The organism is Streptomyces sp. NPDC001219, assembly GCF_053597915.1.
Genome location: NZ_JBSFJF010000116.1, coordinates 1 through 16,169, shown reverse-complemented (window position 1 = coordinate 16,169; position 16,169 = coordinate 1). Strand labels below are relative to the sequence as shown.

The 16,169-nt window shown below is 74.4% G+C and carries 16 protein-coding genes and 2 pseudogenes; 11 read left to right on the top strand and 7 right to left on the bottom strand.

Annotated elements, in window-relative coordinates; genetic code table 11:
* The first annotated feature begins 365 nt into the window (after positions 1–365).
* Positions 366–1,211, top strand: a complete 846-nt coding sequence (locus tag ACWC9R_RS35705) for a DeoR/GlpR family DNA-binding transcription regulator (protein WP_362603557.1) — start codon at positions 366–368, stop codon at positions 1,209–1,211.
* 63 nt (positions 1,212–1,274) lie between these two features.
* Entirely contained in the window at positions 1,275–1,748 is a 474-nt protein-coding gene (locus ACWC9R_RS35700; protein ID WP_450737909.1) for an SRPBCC family protein, read from the top strand.
* A 20-nt stretch (positions 1,749–1,768) separates the two neighbouring features.
* Here ACWC9R_RS35700 and ACWC9R_RS35695 read toward each other — a convergent pair whose 3' ends face one another.
* Complete coding sequence (locus ACWC9R_RS35695; protein WP_450737907.1) at positions 1,769–2,923, bottom strand: PLP-dependent cysteine synthase family protein; 1,155 nt, start codon at positions 2,921–2,923, stop codon at positions 1,769–1,771.
* A gap of 240 nt (positions 2,924–3,163) precedes the next feature.
* Between ACWC9R_RS35695 and ACWC9R_RS35690 the strand changes: the two genes are divergently transcribed.
* Positions 3,164–3,451 carry a hypothetical protein gene (locus ACWC9R_RS35690; protein ID WP_450737905.1) on the top strand — a complete coding sequence of 96 codons (288 nt, stop codon included), beginning with the start codon at positions 3,164–3,166 and terminating at the stop codon, positions 3,449–3,451.
* 176 nt (positions 3,452–3,627) lie between these two features.
* Positions 3,628–4,140 carry an ATP-binding protein gene (locus ACWC9R_RS35685; RefSeq protein WP_393364164.1) on the top strand — a complete coding sequence of 171 codons (513 nt, stop codon included), beginning with the start codon at positions 3,628–3,630 and terminating at the stop codon, positions 4,138–4,140.
* Between the two features lie 46 nt (positions 4,141–4,186).
* On the opposite strand, the pseudogene ACWC9R_RS35680 reads toward ACWC9R_RS35685, so the two are convergent.
* Positions 4,187–4,354 (bottom strand): annotated as a pseudogene (locus ACWC9R_RS35680) (SHOCT domain-containing protein); the annotation flags it as partial.
* An 84-nt stretch (positions 4,355–4,438) separates the two neighbouring features.
* Here ACWC9R_RS35680 and ACWC9R_RS35675 point away from each other — a divergent pair.
* The 4 genes from ACWC9R_RS35675 to ACWC9R_RS35660 are packed head-to-tail and all read left to right on the top strand — an operon-like array spanning position 4,439 to position 7,065.
* A complete protein-coding gene (locus tag ACWC9R_RS35675; protein ID WP_450737904.1) occupies positions 4,439–5,032 on the top strand; it encodes a TetR/AcrR family transcriptional regulator in 594 nt (197 codons plus the stop codon).
* A gap of 32 nt (positions 5,033–5,064) precedes the next feature.
* Positions 5,065–5,463, top strand: a complete 399-nt coding sequence (locus tag ACWC9R_RS35670; protein WP_450737902.1) for a (R)-mandelonitrile lyase — start codon at positions 5,065–5,067, stop codon at positions 5,461–5,463.
* Positions 5,464–5,515: 52 nt separating this feature from the next.
* Positions 5,516–6,100 carry a DUF4865 family protein gene (locus ACWC9R_RS35665; RefSeq protein ID WP_450737901.1) on the top strand — a complete coding sequence of 195 codons (585 nt, stop codon included), beginning with the start codon at positions 5,516–5,518 and terminating at the stop codon, positions 6,098–6,100.
* The gene (locus ACWC9R_RS35660) at positions 6,094–7,065 is read left to right on the top strand and encodes a phosphotriesterase family protein (RefSeq protein WP_450737899.1); all 972 of its coding nucleotides are present in this window, start codon (positions 6,094–6,096) and stop codon (positions 7,063–7,065) included. The genes ACWC9R_RS35665 and ACWC9R_RS35660 overlap by 7 nt, the downstream gene beginning before the upstream one ends.
* 39 nt (positions 7,066–7,104) lie before the next feature.
* Here the strand turns inward: ACWC9R_RS35660 and ACWC9R_RS35655 are convergent, their stop codons facing one another.
* Together ACWC9R_RS35655 and ACWC9R_RS35650 are read right to left on the bottom strand one after the other, a co-directional pair.
* On the bottom strand, positions 7,105–7,488 hold the full coding sequence (locus ACWC9R_RS35655; protein ID WP_450737897.1) for a PPOX class F420-dependent oxidoreductase: 384 nt from the start codon (positions 7,486–7,488) through the stop codon (positions 7,105–7,107).
* A 225-nt stretch (positions 7,489–7,713) separates the two neighbouring features.
* Complete coding sequence (locus tag ACWC9R_RS35650; RefSeq protein ID WP_450737895.1) at positions 7,714–8,934, bottom strand: ROK family protein; 1,221 nt, start codon at positions 8,932–8,934, stop codon at positions 7,714–7,716.
* Between the two features lie 17 nt (positions 8,935–8,951).
* Between ACWC9R_RS35650 and ACWC9R_RS35645 the strand changes: the two genes are divergently transcribed.
* Positions 8,952–10,181: an MFS transporter gene (locus ACWC9R_RS35645; protein ID WP_450737893.1), complete on the top strand. Its 1,230-nt coding sequence runs from the start codon at positions 8,952–8,954 to the stop codon at positions 10,179–10,181.
* Positions 10,182–10,281: 100 nt separating this feature from the next.
* Positions 10,282–11,043 carry a maleylpyruvate isomerase family mycothiol-dependent enzyme gene (locus ACWC9R_RS35640; RefSeq protein WP_450737891.1) on the top strand — a complete coding sequence of 254 codons (762 nt, stop codon included), beginning with the start codon at positions 10,282–10,284 and terminating at the stop codon, positions 11,041–11,043.
* 54 nt (positions 11,044–11,097) lie between these two features.
* Here the strand turns inward: ACWC9R_RS35640 and ACWC9R_RS35635 are convergent.
* From ACWC9R_RS35635 to ACWC9R_RS35625, 3 genes and pseudogenes are all read right to left on the bottom strand, one after another.
* Positions 11,098–11,756, bottom strand: a pseudogene (locus tag ACWC9R_RS35635) (response regulator transcription factor).
* Complete coding sequence (locus ACWC9R_RS35630; RefSeq protein ID WP_450737889.1) at positions 11,753–13,045, bottom strand: sensor histidine kinase; 1,293 nt, start codon at positions 13,043–13,045, stop codon at positions 11,753–11,755. Before ACWC9R_RS35630 ends, ACWC9R_RS35635 begins: the two are co-directional and overlap by 4 nt.
* Before the next feature lie 192 nt (positions 13,046–13,237).
* Positions 13,238–14,443 carry a geranylgeranyl reductase family protein gene (locus ACWC9R_RS35625; protein ID WP_450737888.1) on the bottom strand — a complete coding sequence of 402 codons (1,206 nt, stop codon included), beginning with the start codon at positions 14,441–14,443 and terminating at the stop codon, positions 13,238–13,240.
* A 178-nt stretch (positions 14,444–14,621) separates the two neighbouring features.
* Here ACWC9R_RS35625 and ACWC9R_RS35620 point away from each other — a divergent pair, with 178 nt between their 5' ends.
* Positions 14,622–15,974 (top strand): M20/M25/M40 family metallo-hydrolase, encoded by a 1,353-nt coding sequence (locus ACWC9R_RS35620; protein WP_450737886.1) that lies wholly within the window; start codon positions 14,622–14,624, stop codon positions 15,972–15,974.
* The last annotated feature ends 195 nt before the right edge of the window (positions 15,975–16,169 follow it).

Genomic DNA, 16,169 nt, shown 5'->3' with positions numbered 1-16,169 from the left:
CCTCCCCCGAAGGGGGGGGAGGGGGAGGGGGCGGGGGAGCAGCGGCGGGCTGCCGGCAGGCGGCGGGGAGCAGCAGCGGACCGGCAGGGCAGGCAGGGAGCAACGGCCGGCCGGCAGGAGCAGGCAGGCAGCAACGGCCGGCCGGCAGGAGGGGGCAGAGAGCAGCGGCGGACCGCGGGAAGCCGGGAGGCCCCCACCACCCACCCCCACCCTCACGCTCTCTCGCCCCACCCGCCGCGAACCGTCTCACCCGACAACGCCGTCACTGTCAGTGCCTCGTGCGAGGATGAGGTCATCAGTGATCGTCGGCGGCAGCCGGTGTGTACGACCCGACGCGGCGTGCCGGGCGGAAGGGACGGGCCGGGGTGAGTGACAACCAGAATCTCCTCGCGGAGCAGCGGCGTGCCCTGATTCTCGACGAGGTCAGACGGCGGGGCGGGGTGCGGGTCAATGAGCTGACCCGCAGGCTGAGCGTGTCGGACATGACGGTCCGTCGCGATCTGGACGCACTGGCCCGGCAGGGCATGGTGGAGAAGGTGCACGGCGGTGCGGTGCCGGTCAGCGAGCCGAGTGCGCACGAGCCGGGTTTCGAGGCGAAGTCGGGCCTGGAGCTGAGCGCCAAGGAGGACATCGCCAAGGCGGCGGCCGAGATGGCGGCGCCGGGCAGCGCGATCGCGCTGGCGGGCGGCACCACCGCGTTCGCGGTGGCCCAGCAGCTGCTGGAGGTGCCGGATCTGACGGTGGTGACGAATTCGGTGCGGGTGGCCGATGTGTTCTACGCCGCGCAGCGGGCGGCGGCCGTCGGCGGCACGGGGCCGCGCGCGGGCGCCGCGACGGTGGTGCTGACGGGCGGGGTGCGTACGCCGTCGGACACCCTGGTGGGCCCGGTGGCGGATGCCGCGATCCGGTCGCTGCATTTCGATGTGCTCTTCCTCGGGGTGCACGGCATATCGGTCGAGGCGGGGTTGTCGACGCCGAATCTGGCGGAGGCGGAGACCAACCGGCATTTCGTGCGGTCCGCGCGGCGCGTGGTGGTGGTCGCCGACCACACCAAGTGGGGCACGGTCGGCCTGAGTTCGTTTGCCACGCTGGATCAGGTGGATGTGCTGGTGACGGATGCCGGGCTGCCCGCGGGGGCGCGCGCCGAGTTCGCGGAGCTGCCGCCGGAGCTGGTGGTGGCGGGCGAGCCGGCGTACGACACAGACATCTGACGGTGCGTCAGCTATGGTGACCCGCGCAGGCCCGCCGACCGTCCCGTAGGGGGTGCTCGTCCCATGGCACGCCGACTCCGCCCCGTCGAGCTCGACTTCGCCGAGACCGCCCCGCTGCGGCTGGTGTTCGCCGCGGAGGTCGACGCGCCGCCGAAGGCGGTGTACGCGGCGCTGGCGGACGATGTGGCCGGCTGGTCGCGCTGGTTCACAGGCGTGGCGCACTCGGCGGCGACGCGGGGCGGCGCGGGCCGCGAGGTGCGGCTGACCGGGGGCACCCGCTTCGACGAAACGGTCCTGGCGGCCGAGCCCGACACGCGTTACGCCTACCGCGTCGACACCACCAACGCCCCTGGTCTGCGCGCCCTGTTGGAGGACTGGCGGCTGACACCGGCGGGCGGCGGCACCCGGCTGCGGTGGACGTTCGCGGCGGACGGCCCGGCGCCGTTCCGCCTGCTGCTGACGCCGGCCAGGCCGGGCCTGGGCCGCGCCTTCCGGCAGTCCGCGCGGGCCCTGGACCGCAGGCTCGCCCGGCCCTGAGGGCGCCCCCGCCCGGAGGTTCAGCCGGTCCAGGAGCCGGTGGCCAGGAACTCCTCGATGGTGCGCGCGTAGGGCGTGATGTCCAGGCCCTGGGAGGCCAGCCAGGTGTCCGAGTAGTACTTGTCCAGGTAGCGGTCGCCGGGGTCGCACAGCAGGGTGACGACGGAGCCGGTACGGCCCTCGGCGACCATCTCGGCGACGATCTTCAGGGCGCTCCACAGCCCGGTGCCGGTCGAGCCGCCCGCCTTGCGGCCTATCGCGGTCTCCAGGGCGCGTACGGCCGCGACGCTGGCGGCGTCCGGGACCTTCATCATCCGGTCGATGGCGCCGGGGACGAAGCTCGGTTCCATCCGCGGCCGTCCGATGCCCTCGATGCGCGAGGCGGTGGCGCAGTCGGTCTTGGCGTCGCCGGTGCGCCAGCCGTCGAAGAAGCAGGAGTTCTCCGGGTCGGGGACGCAGATGCGGGTGTCGTACTGCATGTAGTGGACGTAGCGGGCGATGGTCGCTGAGGTGCCGCCGGTGCCCGCGGTCGCCACGATCCAGGCGGGCTCGGGATAGCGCTCGAGCCGCAGCTGCTGGTAGATCGACTCGGCGATGTTGTTGTTGCCCCGCCAGTCGGTGGCCCGTTCCGCGTAGGTGAACTGGTCCATGTAGTGACCGCCGGACTCCGCGGCGAGCCGGGCGGAGACCTCGTAGACGGTCCGCGGGTCCTGCACCAGGTGGCAGGTGCCGCCGTGGAACTCGATCAGCCGGGTCTTCTCGGGGCTGGTGGTGGCCGGCATCACCGCGATGAACGGCACCCCGATGAGGGAGGCGAAGTACGCCTCGGAGACGGCCGTGGAGCCGCTGGAGGACTCGATGACGGGCTTGCCCGGCCGAATCCAGCCGTTGCACAGCCCGTAGAGGAACAGCGAGCGGGCCAGCCGGTGCTTGAGGCTGCCGGTGGGGTGCGTCGACTCGTCCTTGAGGTAGAGGTCGATGCCCCACCGCTCGGGCAGCGGAAAGCGCAGCAGATGGGTGTCGGCGGTGCGGTTGGCGTCCGCCTGGACCTTGCGGACGGCTTCTTTGAGCCAGCTCCGGTAGTCCGGATCGCTGCGGTCGACGTCGACGGTCGGTATCGGGGCCTCGGCCGCGGCCTGGTCGGACCGGCTCTGCGGCTGCGGTGCGGTGCTCACCGGCGCGCTCCTCGGAGGTTCGAAACACCCGCGCACAACGGCGGGCCGATTCCGACTATAGCTACCCGCCGCACCCTTCTCACCTGCATAAACATCACTTTGAGATACCCCAAGGAGGCCGTGGGGCGGGGCTGTCGCGCGCACCACGCACCGGGCCACTGGTGCGGCGGGCGCGGTAGCGGCAGACTTCCCCCAAGGGGCGGTGGAGGGCAGCTGCCCGTCTACCGAGGAGGCGCCGGCATGGCGGAGCCCGAGTTCAACGCGACCGGCGTACGCATCGAGCGGTGGCTGCGGTCCCTGACCCGCGCCGGCCAGGTCGTCATCAGCGACGGCAGACTCGCGCTGCTGACCAGTTACGGCCGGGAGATCGACAGCGCCCCGCTCCAGGCCGTGGAGGCGCACAAACCGCTGTTCGCGGCGCGGGACCGGGCGCTCGCCACGCTCAACGGGCACCGCTACTCGCTCACGCTCGGCGCCCCGGAACTCTTCTTCAAGGCGCTGGAGGCGGCGCGTCCGCCGCGCCCCTGACGGCCTGCTCCGGCCGGGCAGGTGCGGTTGCGGGAGCGCGTCGGCTGCCTGACCCTGGATCTCGTATCACTGAGGGTTCACCAGCGGTGACGCTGTGGTGCAGCCGGCATCGCTGGATTCGATCTTCGCCCCTGCCCGGTACGAGGGGCGCCCGGCCTCATCAGGGAGTCGCGGTCGTGATCAGGCAGCCCAGCAGGCACTGCACGGTGGAGCTCCAAGCCGTTCCGGCTCGCATCGGACATGTGCGCAGAATCGTCTCCGCGCAGCTGCGGTACTGGCGTCTCGACGCCCTGATAGACCCGGCGGCGCTCGGGGTGACCGAGCTCCTCGCCAATGTGCACCGGCACGCCCGCCCCAGCAAGCACTGCACCGTGGAACTGTGTGTTCTTCTTGATCAGTTGACCGTCTCGGTGCACGACGAGGACCCCCGGCTGCCCCGTATCCGGGTGGCCGAGAGCTGGGAGACCTGCGGCCGCGGCCTGGCGCTGATCGCGGCGCTCAGCGAGAGCTGGGGGGTGCGCCCGGACGGCAGCGGCAAGGTCGTGTGGTTCACCCTTCCGGCCCTGACCACGGCACCCGAAGAGGCCTGTACGGTGCGCGGGTACGGGGAGTGGGAGTCCCTGCCGCTGGAGGAGATCCGTACGGCGGCCGGCTCCCACATCCGGGTCCGGGGCGCCAGGGTCGGCTGACGGCCCCGGCCGGCCCGGACGGCGTGACGGTCCGGGCCGGCGGTGGTCATGCCGCGCCCCCCTTGGGGCCCTGGGCGAAGTGCTCCTCCAGGACGGAGAGCCGGCGCCAGTACTCCTCCTCGTCGATCTCGCCCGCGGCGAAGCGCCGTCCGAGCACGGCGAGGGGCGAGGGCGTCTCGGCACGGACGGGGTACCCCGGGCCGCGGAACGGCCGGCCGGCCGCCCGCGCTCAGCCCCCACCCCCGCCCCCAACCCCTCACCCTTGATCTCTGTAACTACTAGTATGTACAGTGCCCCCATGAGCAGCGATCAGCAACCGCTCGACACCCGGGGACGGCTCATTCGGAGTACTCAGGAGCTGCTGTGGGAGCGGGGCTATGTCGGCACCAGCCCCAAGGCGATCCTGGAGCGCGCGGGCGTCGGCCAGGGCAGCATGTACCACCACTTCAAGGGCAAGTCCGACCTCGCCCTGGCGGCGGTCCGGCGCACCGCGGAGGACCTGAGGCGGTCCGCCGAGGAGTGCCTGGGCGGACCCGGCACGGCGTACGACCGCGTCGCGGCGTATCTGCTGCGGGAGCGGCAGGTGCTGCGCGGCTGCCCGGTCGGCCGGATGACCCAGGACCGCGATGTGGTGCACAGCGCCGAGCTGCGCCGGCCGCTGGACGAGATGTTCGACTGGCTGCATGAGCGGATCGCCGAGGTCCTCACCGAGGGGCAGCGGCGCGGCGAACTCGCGGCCGCGCTCGACCCGGCGGCCACCGCCGCGACCGTCGCGGCCGTCGTCCAGGGCGGCTGTGTGCTGGCCCGTGCCGCCGATGACGCCGCGCCGTTCGACGCGGCCGTACAGGGCGTGCTGGCCCTGCTCGGTGCGCAGGTCACCACCGCCGGCTGAACGCCCCGCCCACCACCAGGAGTTCGCGACCCATGGAGATCACCCGACAGCGTCCCGCCAGCCGGCCGGGCCCCGCCGCGCAGTTCACCGGCAGTGTCTGGCTGGACGAGATCGCGGCCCCGCCCGCGCCGTCCCGGCTCCGGAAGTTCAGCGTCCATTTCGCGCCCGGAGCCCACACCGCCTGGCACACCCACCCGCACGGCCAGATCCTCCACGTCACCGAGGGCACCGGCCTGGTCCAGCGTGCGGGCGGCCCCGTCGAGCCGGTGCGCGCCGGCGACACCGTCTGGATCGCCCCCGGGGACCGGCACTGGCACGGCGCGGCGCCGGACACCTTCATGACCCACTTGGCGACGGTCGAGGCGGCCGAGGACGGCACCACGGCGGAGTGGGCCGAACCGGTCGGTGCCGACGCCTACCCCGGCGGGTGACCACCCACCACGGCGCCACCACCCCTCCCCCGCGATCCGTACGGAGCCCGTCATGCACGCCATGCAGTACGCCGTCACCCTGCCCGCCGACTACGACATGGAGATCATCCGGCACCGCGTCCGCACCAGGGGCCACCTCCTGGACGACTTCGCCGGGCTCGGCCTCAAGGCGTACGGCGTCCGGGAGCGCGGGGTCGACGGCGCGCCGGTCAACCAGTACGCGCCGTTCTATCTCTGGGCCGACCCGGAGGCCATGAACCGCTTCCTGCTCGGGGACGGATTCCGCGGCGTGGTCCGTGACTTCGGGCGGCCGGCCGTCCAGAACTGGCAGGGGCTGTTCCACCGCCCCGGCCCGGCCGCCGGCACCCTCCCCCGCGCCTTCACCCGGCGGACCGCGGCGCTCGCCGAGGACGCCGACGCCGCCACCGTCATCGCGCGGGCGGTCGCCGGGCACGAGGAGCTGGCCACGACGGACGGGGTGCACTCCACCGCGCTGGCCCTCGACCCCCGGCACTGGGAGCTGGTCCACTTCACGCTCTGGGCGGACGGCTCCCCGCGGTCCGCGGGCGACCGCTACCAGGTGCTGCATCTGTCTGCGCCGGACACCGGCCGGCTGGGCACCGGGCGGCTGTGGTGAGCCCGACGCCCGCGGACGCCCCCGCCGCGCCCGCCGCGCCCGCCGTCCGTACGGTCCTCGGCGACATCCCGCCCGCCGGGCTGGGTGTCTGCGACGCCCATGACCATCTCTTCCTGCGCAGCCCCCGGCTGCCGGGACAGGAGCTGGACGACGCCGGGGCGGCGGCCGCCGAGCTGCGTGCCTTCCGGACGGCCGGCGGCGGGGCGGTGGTCCAGTGGACGCCGTACGGCATGGGCCGTCGCGCCGCCGAACTTCCGCGGCTGGCCCGGGAGTCGGGGGTGCGGATCGTCGCCGCCACCGGGCTGCACCAGGCGGTGCACTACGCCCCCGAGCTGCTGGAGCGGGTCGGACCGGAGCCGGCCGGGCTGTTCGTCGCCGAGCTGACCGAGGGGATCGGCGGTACCGGCCCCCGGGCCGGAATGATCAAGGTTGCCGGCGGTTTCCACGGGCTGGACCGGCACGCCCGGCGCACCATGACGGCCGCCGCCGAGGCCCAGCGGGCGACCGGCGCCCCTCTCGGCGTCCACCTGGAGTCGGGCACCGGGGCGCTGGACGTACTCGACCTGCTCTGCGGGGAGTTGGGGGTCCCGCCGGACCGGGTGATCCTCGGTCATCTCAACCGCTCACCGGACCCCGTGGTGCACCGGAAGGCCGCCGAGGCGGGGGCCTATCTGGCCTTCGACGGTCCGTCGCGGGCGCATCATGCGACCGACTGGCGGCTGCCCGAGGTGCTGGCCGCGCTCGCCGACGCGGGCTTCGGCGACCGGATTCTGCTCGGCGGCGACACCACCACCGTCGACGCCCGCTCGGTCAACGGCGGCCCCGGTATGCCGTATCTGCTGCGCCGTCTCCGGGAGCGGCTGGCGCTCACCCTGGGCGCGGACCTGGTGCGGCGGTTCCTGACGGACAACCCGGCACGGGCGTTCGCCGCCGACTGGGCGCCGGCGTCCCCCGGCGGCCGGTGAACGGCGCGTGGGCGTGCCGTCCGGACCGGGACAACGCGCCTAGAGGGTGACCGAGATCCCCACATGCGGCCGCTTGCCGCCGCGCGCCAGCGCGCCGACGACGTCCATCACCCGGAACCGCAGCCCGTATTTGCGCGCCATCGCCTTGCGCACCCGCCCGAGCCCGTCGGCGCCCTCCAGGAGCCGGCCGGTGCCCTCGACGGCCGGGGTTCCCTCGGCGATCCGGCCGCGCACGTCGCACGGGGTGACGGTCACCCGGGTGTCGCGGCGCAGCCGCTTCACCTTCCAGCTGTCGTCCCGCGTCCACACCAGGAGTTCCGCCCCGTCGGCCACCGCCCATACGGGCGTGGCCACCGGCGTCCCGTTCCTGCGGAAGGTGACCAGGCTGACGTACGGGCTGCGCGCGACCGCTTCGGGAATCATGACCGCAGCCTACGGAGTCCGCCCGGGTGCCGCCTCGCGCGGGGCCTGCCCCTGCCGCCGGGTGCGGGCGGCGGCGAGTCCGCCCCGGGAGGAGAGCCCCGGGCGACGTACGAAGCCGCCACCCGCCGCGTCGCCGCCAGGGAGCCCCGGCGGAGGAGAGCACGGGCCCTGGTCCCCGGCCCCGCCCCGCGCCCCCAGGTGCCGCTGCCGGGCCCGGCCCGCCCCTTACCGGTCGAGGACGACCAGCGGATCGTCCAGCACCGGCTGCCAGGCCAGCTCGGCCGCGCCGACCAGGCTGTTGTAGTCGAGGCCGGAGGGCAGGATCGGCACTCCGCCGCTGCGGCCCCACAGGCTGCGGTCGGCGACCACCGCGCGCAGCCGTTCCGGGTCGGCCTCCAGCAGGGCGCGGTGGAGTCCGCCGAGGACGATGCGGTCGGGGTTGAGGATGTTGACGAGGCCGGCGAGGCCGAGGCCGAGGCGGTCGATGAGGAGGTCGGCCGCGGCGCGGACGCCCGGATCGGCGTACTCGTCCCGCAGGAGGTCGGCGGCCTGCTGGAGCAGCGAGACCTCGGGGCCCGGTTCGCGGCCGGCGGCGACGAGGAAGGCGAGCGGGTCCGCCTCGACGTCCAGGCAGCCGCGGCTGCCGCAGTGGCAGGGCGCCCCCTCGGGGTTGACGGTCAGATGGCCGACCTCCAGCGCCAGGCCCGAACTGCCGCTGTGCAGACGGCCGTCGAGGACCAGCGCGCCGCCGACGCCCCGGTGCCCGGAGGCCACACAGAGCAGGTCACGGGCGCCCTGGCCGGCCCCGTGCCGGTGTTCGGCGAGTGCCATGAGGTTGACGTCGTTGCCGCTGAAGCCGATCTGCCCGGTGACGCCCGGGATGCCGGCCTCGGTGAGCGAGCGCACGAAGAGGGCGCGTACGGGGGCGCCCGAAGGCCAGGCGAGGTGCAGCGGGTTGAGCGCCTCGCCGTCCGGTTCGGCGACCGCTGAGGGCACCGCGAGGCCGGCGCCGAGGCAGCGCCGTCCGGTCTCGCGCAGCAGCTCGGCGCCGGCCGCGACGACATCGGCGAGCACATGGGCCGGGTCGGCGGGGATGGTGCCGCAGCCGTACGTGGTCGCCACGATGCGGCCCCCGAGACCGACCAGCGCGACCCGGAACCCGTCCGCGTGGATCTGCGCGGCGAGCACCACCGGTCCGCGCTCGGCGACGAACAGCCGATGTGAGGGGCGTCCTTGGGAGCCGGCGGAGGCGGTCGGCCGGGAGTCGACGGTGATCAGTCCGAGCGCTTCGAGCTCGGCGGCCACCGCGCCCGCGGTAGCGCGGGTCACGCCGAGTTCGGAGGTCAGGACGGCGCGGGTGGGCGCACGGCCGGTGTGTACGAGCTCCAGTGCGGGGCCGAGGGCGCCACGGCCCCGCTCCAGCCTGGTTGTCCGAGTCTGGGTCACCCCCCTATTCTGACTTTGTGCCGACACTAAACAAAATACGGAGTGCCCTCACGCGGGACCGGGGCGCCGTTCCCGCCGGTTCCGAGCTGACCCGCCTCCGTATCGCGCTCACCGCCTTCTTCGCCACGGACGGCTTCCTCTTCGCCGGCTGGGTCGTCCGTATCCCCGCGATCAAGGCGCAGACCGGCGCCGGAGCGGGCGCCCTCGGGCTCGCCCTGCTCGGCGTGTCGGCCGGCGCGGTCGCCTTCATGATGATCGCCGGACGGTTGTGCCGGCGGTTCGGCAGCCCCGCCGTGACGGTCGCCGCCGCGGCCGGCCTCGCGCTGAGCATCGTGCTGCCGCCCCTCACCCACTCCGCGACCGCGCTGGGGCTGGTCCTGCTGGTCTTCGGCGCCGCGTACGGCTCGCTCAACGTCGCGATGAACAGCGCCGCGGTGGCACTCATCGGCGCCCTGCGACGCCCCGTGATGCCGAGCTTCCACGCCGCCTTCAGCCTGGGCGGCATGCTCGGCGCGGGCCTCGGCGGACTGCTCGCGGGCGGGCTGTCCGCCACCGTCCACCTGCTGGTGCTCGCCGTGCTCGGGCTGCTGGTGACGGTGGTAGCCGGGCGCGCGCTGTGCGGACAGCCGCTGCCGGAGGTCCCCGAGCAACTGCCCGCCCCGGAGGAGGGCCGTCCGGCGCGGGCCCGTACGGGCCGGGCCCGGCGTCTGGTGCTCGTCTTCGGGCTGATCGCCCTGTGCACCGCGTACGGCGAGGGGGCGATGGCCGACTGGGGCGCGCTGCACCTCTCCCAGGACCTGGGCGCCGGGCCCGCCACGGCCGCCGCCGGATACACGGTGTTCGCGCTGGCGATGACCCTGGGGCGGCTGTCCGGAACGGCGTTCGTGCAGCGCTTCGGGGCGCCGCGGGCACTGATCGCGGGCGGGACGACGGCGACCGCGGGCATGCTGCTCGGCGCGCTCGCCCCCACGGCCTGGGCGGCCTGTGCGGGTTTCGCCGTCGCGGGCCTGGGCCTGGCCAACATCTTCCCCATCGCCCTGGCACGGGCCGGCGAGACCGGCGGCCCGGACGGCGTCGCGGTGGCCTCCACGGTCGGCTACGGCGGCATGCTGCTCGGCCCGCCCGCCATCGGCTTCCTCGCCGAGGCGGCCGGCCTGCCCGCCGCACTGACCACGGTCGCCCTGCTCGCCGCGGTCGCGGCGGGGATCGCCTACGCCACCCGCGGGGCCCACACCGGACCCTCGTGAGGCACCGGTGGCCGGCACCGGCGCCGGCCACCGCACACCGCCCGGCCACCGTCCGACCCGCGGGGATTCGCTGTCGGTACCGGCTGGCACACTCGGGGGCATGGAGATCACTGAGTTCGTCGAAACGCTGCGACTGGACGGCGGCCTGCTCGCCGATGCCGCGCAGGAGGCGGGGCCGGACGCCCGGATTCCGGCCTGCCCCGAGTGGCAGATGCGGGATCTGGTCACCCATGTGGGACGGGTGCACCGCTGGGCGACGGAGTACGTGTCCCAGGGCGGACAGCAGCCCAGCCGTCCCCCGGAGGCCCCGGACCTGGCCGACGACGCACTCGTGCCCTGGCTGCGCGAGGGCCACCACAATCTCGTCCTGGCGCTGCACTCCGCACCGCAGGACCTGGCCGCCTGGACGTTCCTGCCCGCCGGGTCCCCGCTGGCGTTCTGGGCCCGGCGGCAGGCGCACGAGACCTCGGTGCACCGTGTGGACGCCCAGCAGGCGGCCGGCGCCTCCCGCACTCCCCTGCCGTCCGCCTTCGCCGCCGACGGCATCGACGAACTCCTGACGGGCTTTCACTCCCGCGACCGCAGCCGGGTCCGTACGGACCTGCCCCGGAGCCTGCGGCTGCGGGCGACGAACGCACGCGGCGCCGACTGGACCGTGCAGCTCTCCGACACCGCACCGCAGACGGTGCGCACCGCCCCGGACGCCGACGGGCCGGACGCCGGCAAGCCGGCCGACTGCACGGTCGAGGGCCCGGCCGAGGAGCTGTACCTCGCGCTGTGGAACCGTCTGCCGTGGGACGCGATGACCGTCACCGGCGACGCGTCGCTGCTGCAGCTGTGGCAGGAGCGGTCCGGCATCTGAGCTCCGGGGTCCGCCGCGGGCCGGTCACGCACCCGGCCCGTGCCCCGGCCCGGCTCACCCCAGCCAGCCGGGCCGCACCAGCCCCGACTCATAGGCCAGCACGACCAGTTGGGCACGGTCGCGGGCGCCCAGTTTGACCATCGTGCGGCTGACATGCGTCTTGGCGGTGAGCGGGCTGACGACCAGCCGGCGGGCGATCTCCTCGTTGGAGAGGCCGATCCCGACCAGCGCCATCACCTCGCGCTCCCGCCCGGTCAGCGCGGACAGCGCACCGGCCGCGGCCGGCTCCTTGGAGCGGGCCGCGAACTCGGCGATGAGACGGCGGGTGACCCCGGGCGAGAGCAGCGCGTCACCGGCGACGACCGCGCGCACCGCCCGCAGCAGCTCCTCCGGTTCGGTGTCCTTGACCAGAAAGCCGGAGGCACCCGAGCGGATCGCCTCGAAGACGTACTCGTCCAGCTCGAAGGTGGTCAGCATGACGACCTTCACCTCCCGCAGCCGCGGGTCCCCCGGCGGGTGGCGGCCAGACCGTCCAGCACCGGCATCCGGATGTCCATCAGGACGATGTCCGGGCGGTGTTCGCGCACCGCGGCCAGCGCCTGCTGCCCGTCCGCGGCCTCGGCGACCACCTCGATACCGGGCTGGGCGTCCAGCAGCACCTTGAAGCCGGCCCGCACCAGCAGCTGATCGTCGGCGAGCAGTACCCGGATCACGACTCCTCCTCGGTGGCGGTGCGGCTCACCGTATCCGCGCCCGCCTCCCGGTCCGCCGTTCCCGCCCCGGCCAGCGGGATACGGGCCCGGACCCGGAAACCGCCGTCCGGGCGCGGACCCGCCTCGACGGTGCCGCCCAGCGCGGCGGCCCGCTCCCGCATCCCGATCAGCCCGTTGCCGCCGCCCGGCCCGCCCGGCCCGGCGGTCGCCGGACCGTCGTCGTCGACCCGGATCTCCAGCGCGCCGGGCGAGTGGCGGAGCAGCACCCGGGCGGCACGCGAACCGGAGTGCCGGACGATGTTGGTGAGCGCCTCCTGGACGATGCGGAACGCGGCGAGATCGGTGCCGGGCGGCAGCGGGACCGGCTCGCCCTCGGTGGTGAGGTCCACGGTCAGCCCGGCGCTCCCGGCCTGCTCGGTGAGTTCCGGCAGCCGGTCCAGTCCGGGGGCCGGGGAACGCGGGGCGTCGCCCGGGGTACGCAGCGCGCCGAGGACCTGGCGCACCTCGCCCAGCGCCTCCTTGCTCGCGTCCTTGATGGTGGTCAGCGCGGCCCGCGCCTGCTCCCGGTCGCTGTCGAGCAGCGCCAGCCCCACCCCCGCCTGGACGTTGATGACGGAGATGCTGTGGGCCAGGACGTCGTGCAGCTCACGGGCGATCCGCAGCCGCTCCTCGTCCGCCCTGCGGCGCTCCGCCGCGGCCCGCTCGGCCGCCGCCCTCGCCAGCTGCTCCCGGCGCACCCGCACCAGCTCGGAGAGGGCCACCACAGCCACCACCCAGGCGGTGACGAGCAGTTCCTGCCCCCAGGGCGCGGGCCCGTCGTGCGGGGGCGGCAGCCACCGGTAGAGCCAGTGGGCGACCAGGACATGGGAGGCCCACACCCCGCCCAGCGCCCACCAGGCGACCGCGCGGTGGCCCGCGACAACCGCCGAGAAAGCGCCGAGGGCGAGGGTGAGGAAGACCGGTCCGTACGGATAGCCGGCCGCGAGGTAGACCGCGACGGTGACCGCGGTGCCCACGGCGACGGTGCGCGGACAGCGGTGCCGGAAGAGCAGCAGGGCCCCGCCGAGGACCAGCAGCGCCCGGCCCGGGGAGTCCAGCGGGACCCGGCCCGGCTGGTCGTGGCCGGCGAAACCGGAGCCGACCGTCACCACCAGCGTCACCACGAGGGTCGACAGCCAGGGCAGCCGGGTGCCGTACCGGCCCCGCAGGTCCCCGGCCGGGGCCGCCGCCCACCGCTCCCGCGCCGGGCCGCCGCAGCGCCGCGCCCACGGCGGCCGTGCATTCTCCATGCCGTCACGCTAGACCGCGGCGGGGCCCGGCGGCGTCAGCCCGGCGCGGTGGCCGGGCGTACTCCCCCGGGAGTACGGCGCGGCTCCCCGCCCCACCGGGAGGGCGACCCGGAACTGTCCCCGGCGGCTCACCCGCCCCACGTGTCACGGCCGGACCGCCGGACTGCCCGTACGCGCCCCGGCCCGCCCGACTCAGCCGCGGTCCATGGCCTCCAGCGCCCGTCGCGCCATCCCGTGCGTCCGCACGATCTCGGCCAGCGTGGTCGTCCCGCGGGTGATCTTCGCGAAGGTCTGCCAGGCCGGGCGGAAGCCGGTGAGCACGGCATGCAGCAACCCGGGACGGCGCGAGAAGACCTTGAGCATCTGACGGCCCACGCCCATCTCCACCCCGAGCCCCGCCTTGATGGCGAAGGCGTAGTTCAGGGCCTGGCGGCGGGCGTCGACCGCGTCATGCGCCTCGGCGACGCGCACCGCCCACTCCCCCGCCAGCCGCCCGGACCGCAGCGCGAACGAGATGCCCTCCCGCGTCCACGGCTCCAGCAGCCCGGCCGCGTCCCCGCACACCAGCACCCGGCCACGGGACAGCGGGGAGTCCTCGGCGCGACAGCGCGTCAGATGCCCCGACGAGATGCTCGGCTCGAAGCCCGCGAGGCCCAGCCGCCCGATGAAGTCCTCCAGATAGCGCTTGGTCGCCGCGCCCTCGCCGCGCGCCGAGATGACACCGACGGTGAGCGTGTCGCCCTTGGGGAAGACCCAGCCGTAGCTGCCGGGCATCGGCCCCCAGTCGATGAGCACCCGGCCCGCCCAGTCCTCGGCGACCGGCGCCGGCACCGGGATCTCCGCCTCCAGGCCCAGGTCGACCTGGTCGAGCTTCACCCCGACATGGCCCCCTATACGGCCCGCGCTGCCGTCCGCACCGATCACCGCGCGGGCCAGCACCACCTCGTCGTCGCCGAGCACCACCGCGACGGTCCGCCGGTCCGGCACCTCGGCACCGTGCTGCTCCACCCGGGAGACCGTGACACCCGTACGGACCGTCGCGCCCGCGTCCTTGGCGGACTCGACCAGCCCGGCGTCGAACTCGGGGCGGTTGATCAGGCCGAACAGCATGTGCTTGGAACGGCGGGTACGGGTCAGCCGGCCGTTCAGCGAGAACGTCACCGCATGCACCCGGTCGCGCAACGGCAGCTCGAAGCCCGGCGGGAGGGAGTCCCGGGAGGGGCCGATGATGCCGCCGCCGCAGGTCTTGTAGCGCGGCAGGTCCGCCTTCTCCAGGAGCAGCACCCGGCGTCCCGTACAGGCCGCGGCATGCGCGGCCGAGGCTCCCGCAGGCCCCGCGCCCACCACCACGACGTCCCACACCTGCTGGTTGTCCTCCGCTGCCCGCTCGCTGCTCACCTGTGCTACTGCTCCCGTTCGATGCCTGGCTGCGTGTACCGCCCGCATCCTACGGGCCGCTCTCACGCGAGGGGCCTGTGGGAAGATCGGGGGCGCCGATGCCCGTACGTCCGGCCCGTCCGGCTCACGAGGCCGACCGGTCCGTACTGCACAACGCCGCGCCCACAAGGAGCGTTCCATGTCTGACAGCCCGCTCGCCCGGACCGTCGCCGCGCTGCAGCCCCGTGCCAGGACCGAACTGGCCGAGCTGGTGGCCTTCAAGTCGGTCGCGGACCCCGCGCAGTTCCCCCGGAGCGAGTGCGAGGCCGCCGCCAACTGGATCGTCGACGCGCTGCGGGCGGACGGCTTCCAGGACGTGGCGCTGCTGGACACCCCGGACGGCACCCAGTCCGTGTACGGCTTCCTGCCCGGCCCGGCCGGCGCCCCGACGGTCCTGCTCTACGCGCACTACGACGTGCAGCCGCCGCTGGACGAGGCCGCCTGGCTCTCCCCGCCGTTCGAGCTGACCGAGCGCGACGGCCGCTGGTACGGCCGCGGCACCGCGGACTGCAAGGGCGGCCTGATCATGCATCTGACGGCGCTGCGCGCGCTCAAGGAGCACGGCGGCGTGCCGGTCAACGTCAAGATGATCGTGGAGGGTTCGGAGGAACAGGGCACCGGCGGCCTGGAGCGGTACGCCGAGGCGCACCCCGAACTGCTCGCCGCCGACGCCATCGTCATCGGTGACGCCGGCAACTTCCGGGCCGGACTCCCGACGGTGACCGCGACGCTGCGCGGGATGACCCTGGTCCGCGTCCAGGTCGACGCCCTGGAGGGCAATCTGCACTCCGGCCAGTTCGGCGGCGCGGCCCCCGACGCGCTCGCGGCACTGATCCGCATCCTCGACTCGCTGCGCGCCGAGGACGGTTCGACGACGGTGACCGGCCTGGCCGCGGACGCCACCTGGGAGGGCCTCCAGTACCCGGAGGAGGAGTTCCGTAAGGACGCCAAGGTCCTGGACGGGGTCGGGCTGCTCGGCAGCGGCTCGGTCGCCGACCGGATCTGGGCCCGCCCGGCCGTCACGGTGCTCGGCATCGACTGCCCGCCGGTGGTCGGCGCCACCCCCTCCCTCCACGCGGGCGCCCGCGCCCTGGTCAGCCTGCGGGTCCCGCCGGGCACGGACGCGGCCGAGGCGACCAAGCTGCTGGCGGCCCATCTGGAGAGCGCCGCTCCGTGGGGCGCGCGGGTCGCGGTCGAACAGGTCGGCCAGGGCCAGCCGTTCCGCGCGGACACCGACAGCCCCGCGTACGCCTCCATGGCGGCGGCGCTGCGCGAGGCCTACGACGGCGTGGAGATGCAGGTCGCCGGCATGGGCGGCTCGATCCCCCTGTGCAACACGCTGGCCGGCCTCTACCCCGACACCGAGATCCTGCTCATCGGCCTGAGCGAGCCGGAGGCGCAGATCCACGCCGTCAACGAGAGCGTGTCCCCCGAGGAGCTGGAGCGGCTCTCACTGGCGGAGGCGATCTTCTTGCGGCGCGTTGCGGAGTAGTTCCTTCCCACGTTTTCGGCTTTCCCGCCGGTCCGCTGCGCTTTGCCGTTGCCCCACGTTGTTGTCTTTCCCGCCGTGGGTGTTGCTCGCCGTGGCGCCTGCGGCGGGCGGGTGGTTGTCGGGTGCGGTGACGGACCTCCGGGGCCGGGGGTGGGGGGTTGGTTTGTTTTCTTAACTACACACCCAGAAAGTGAT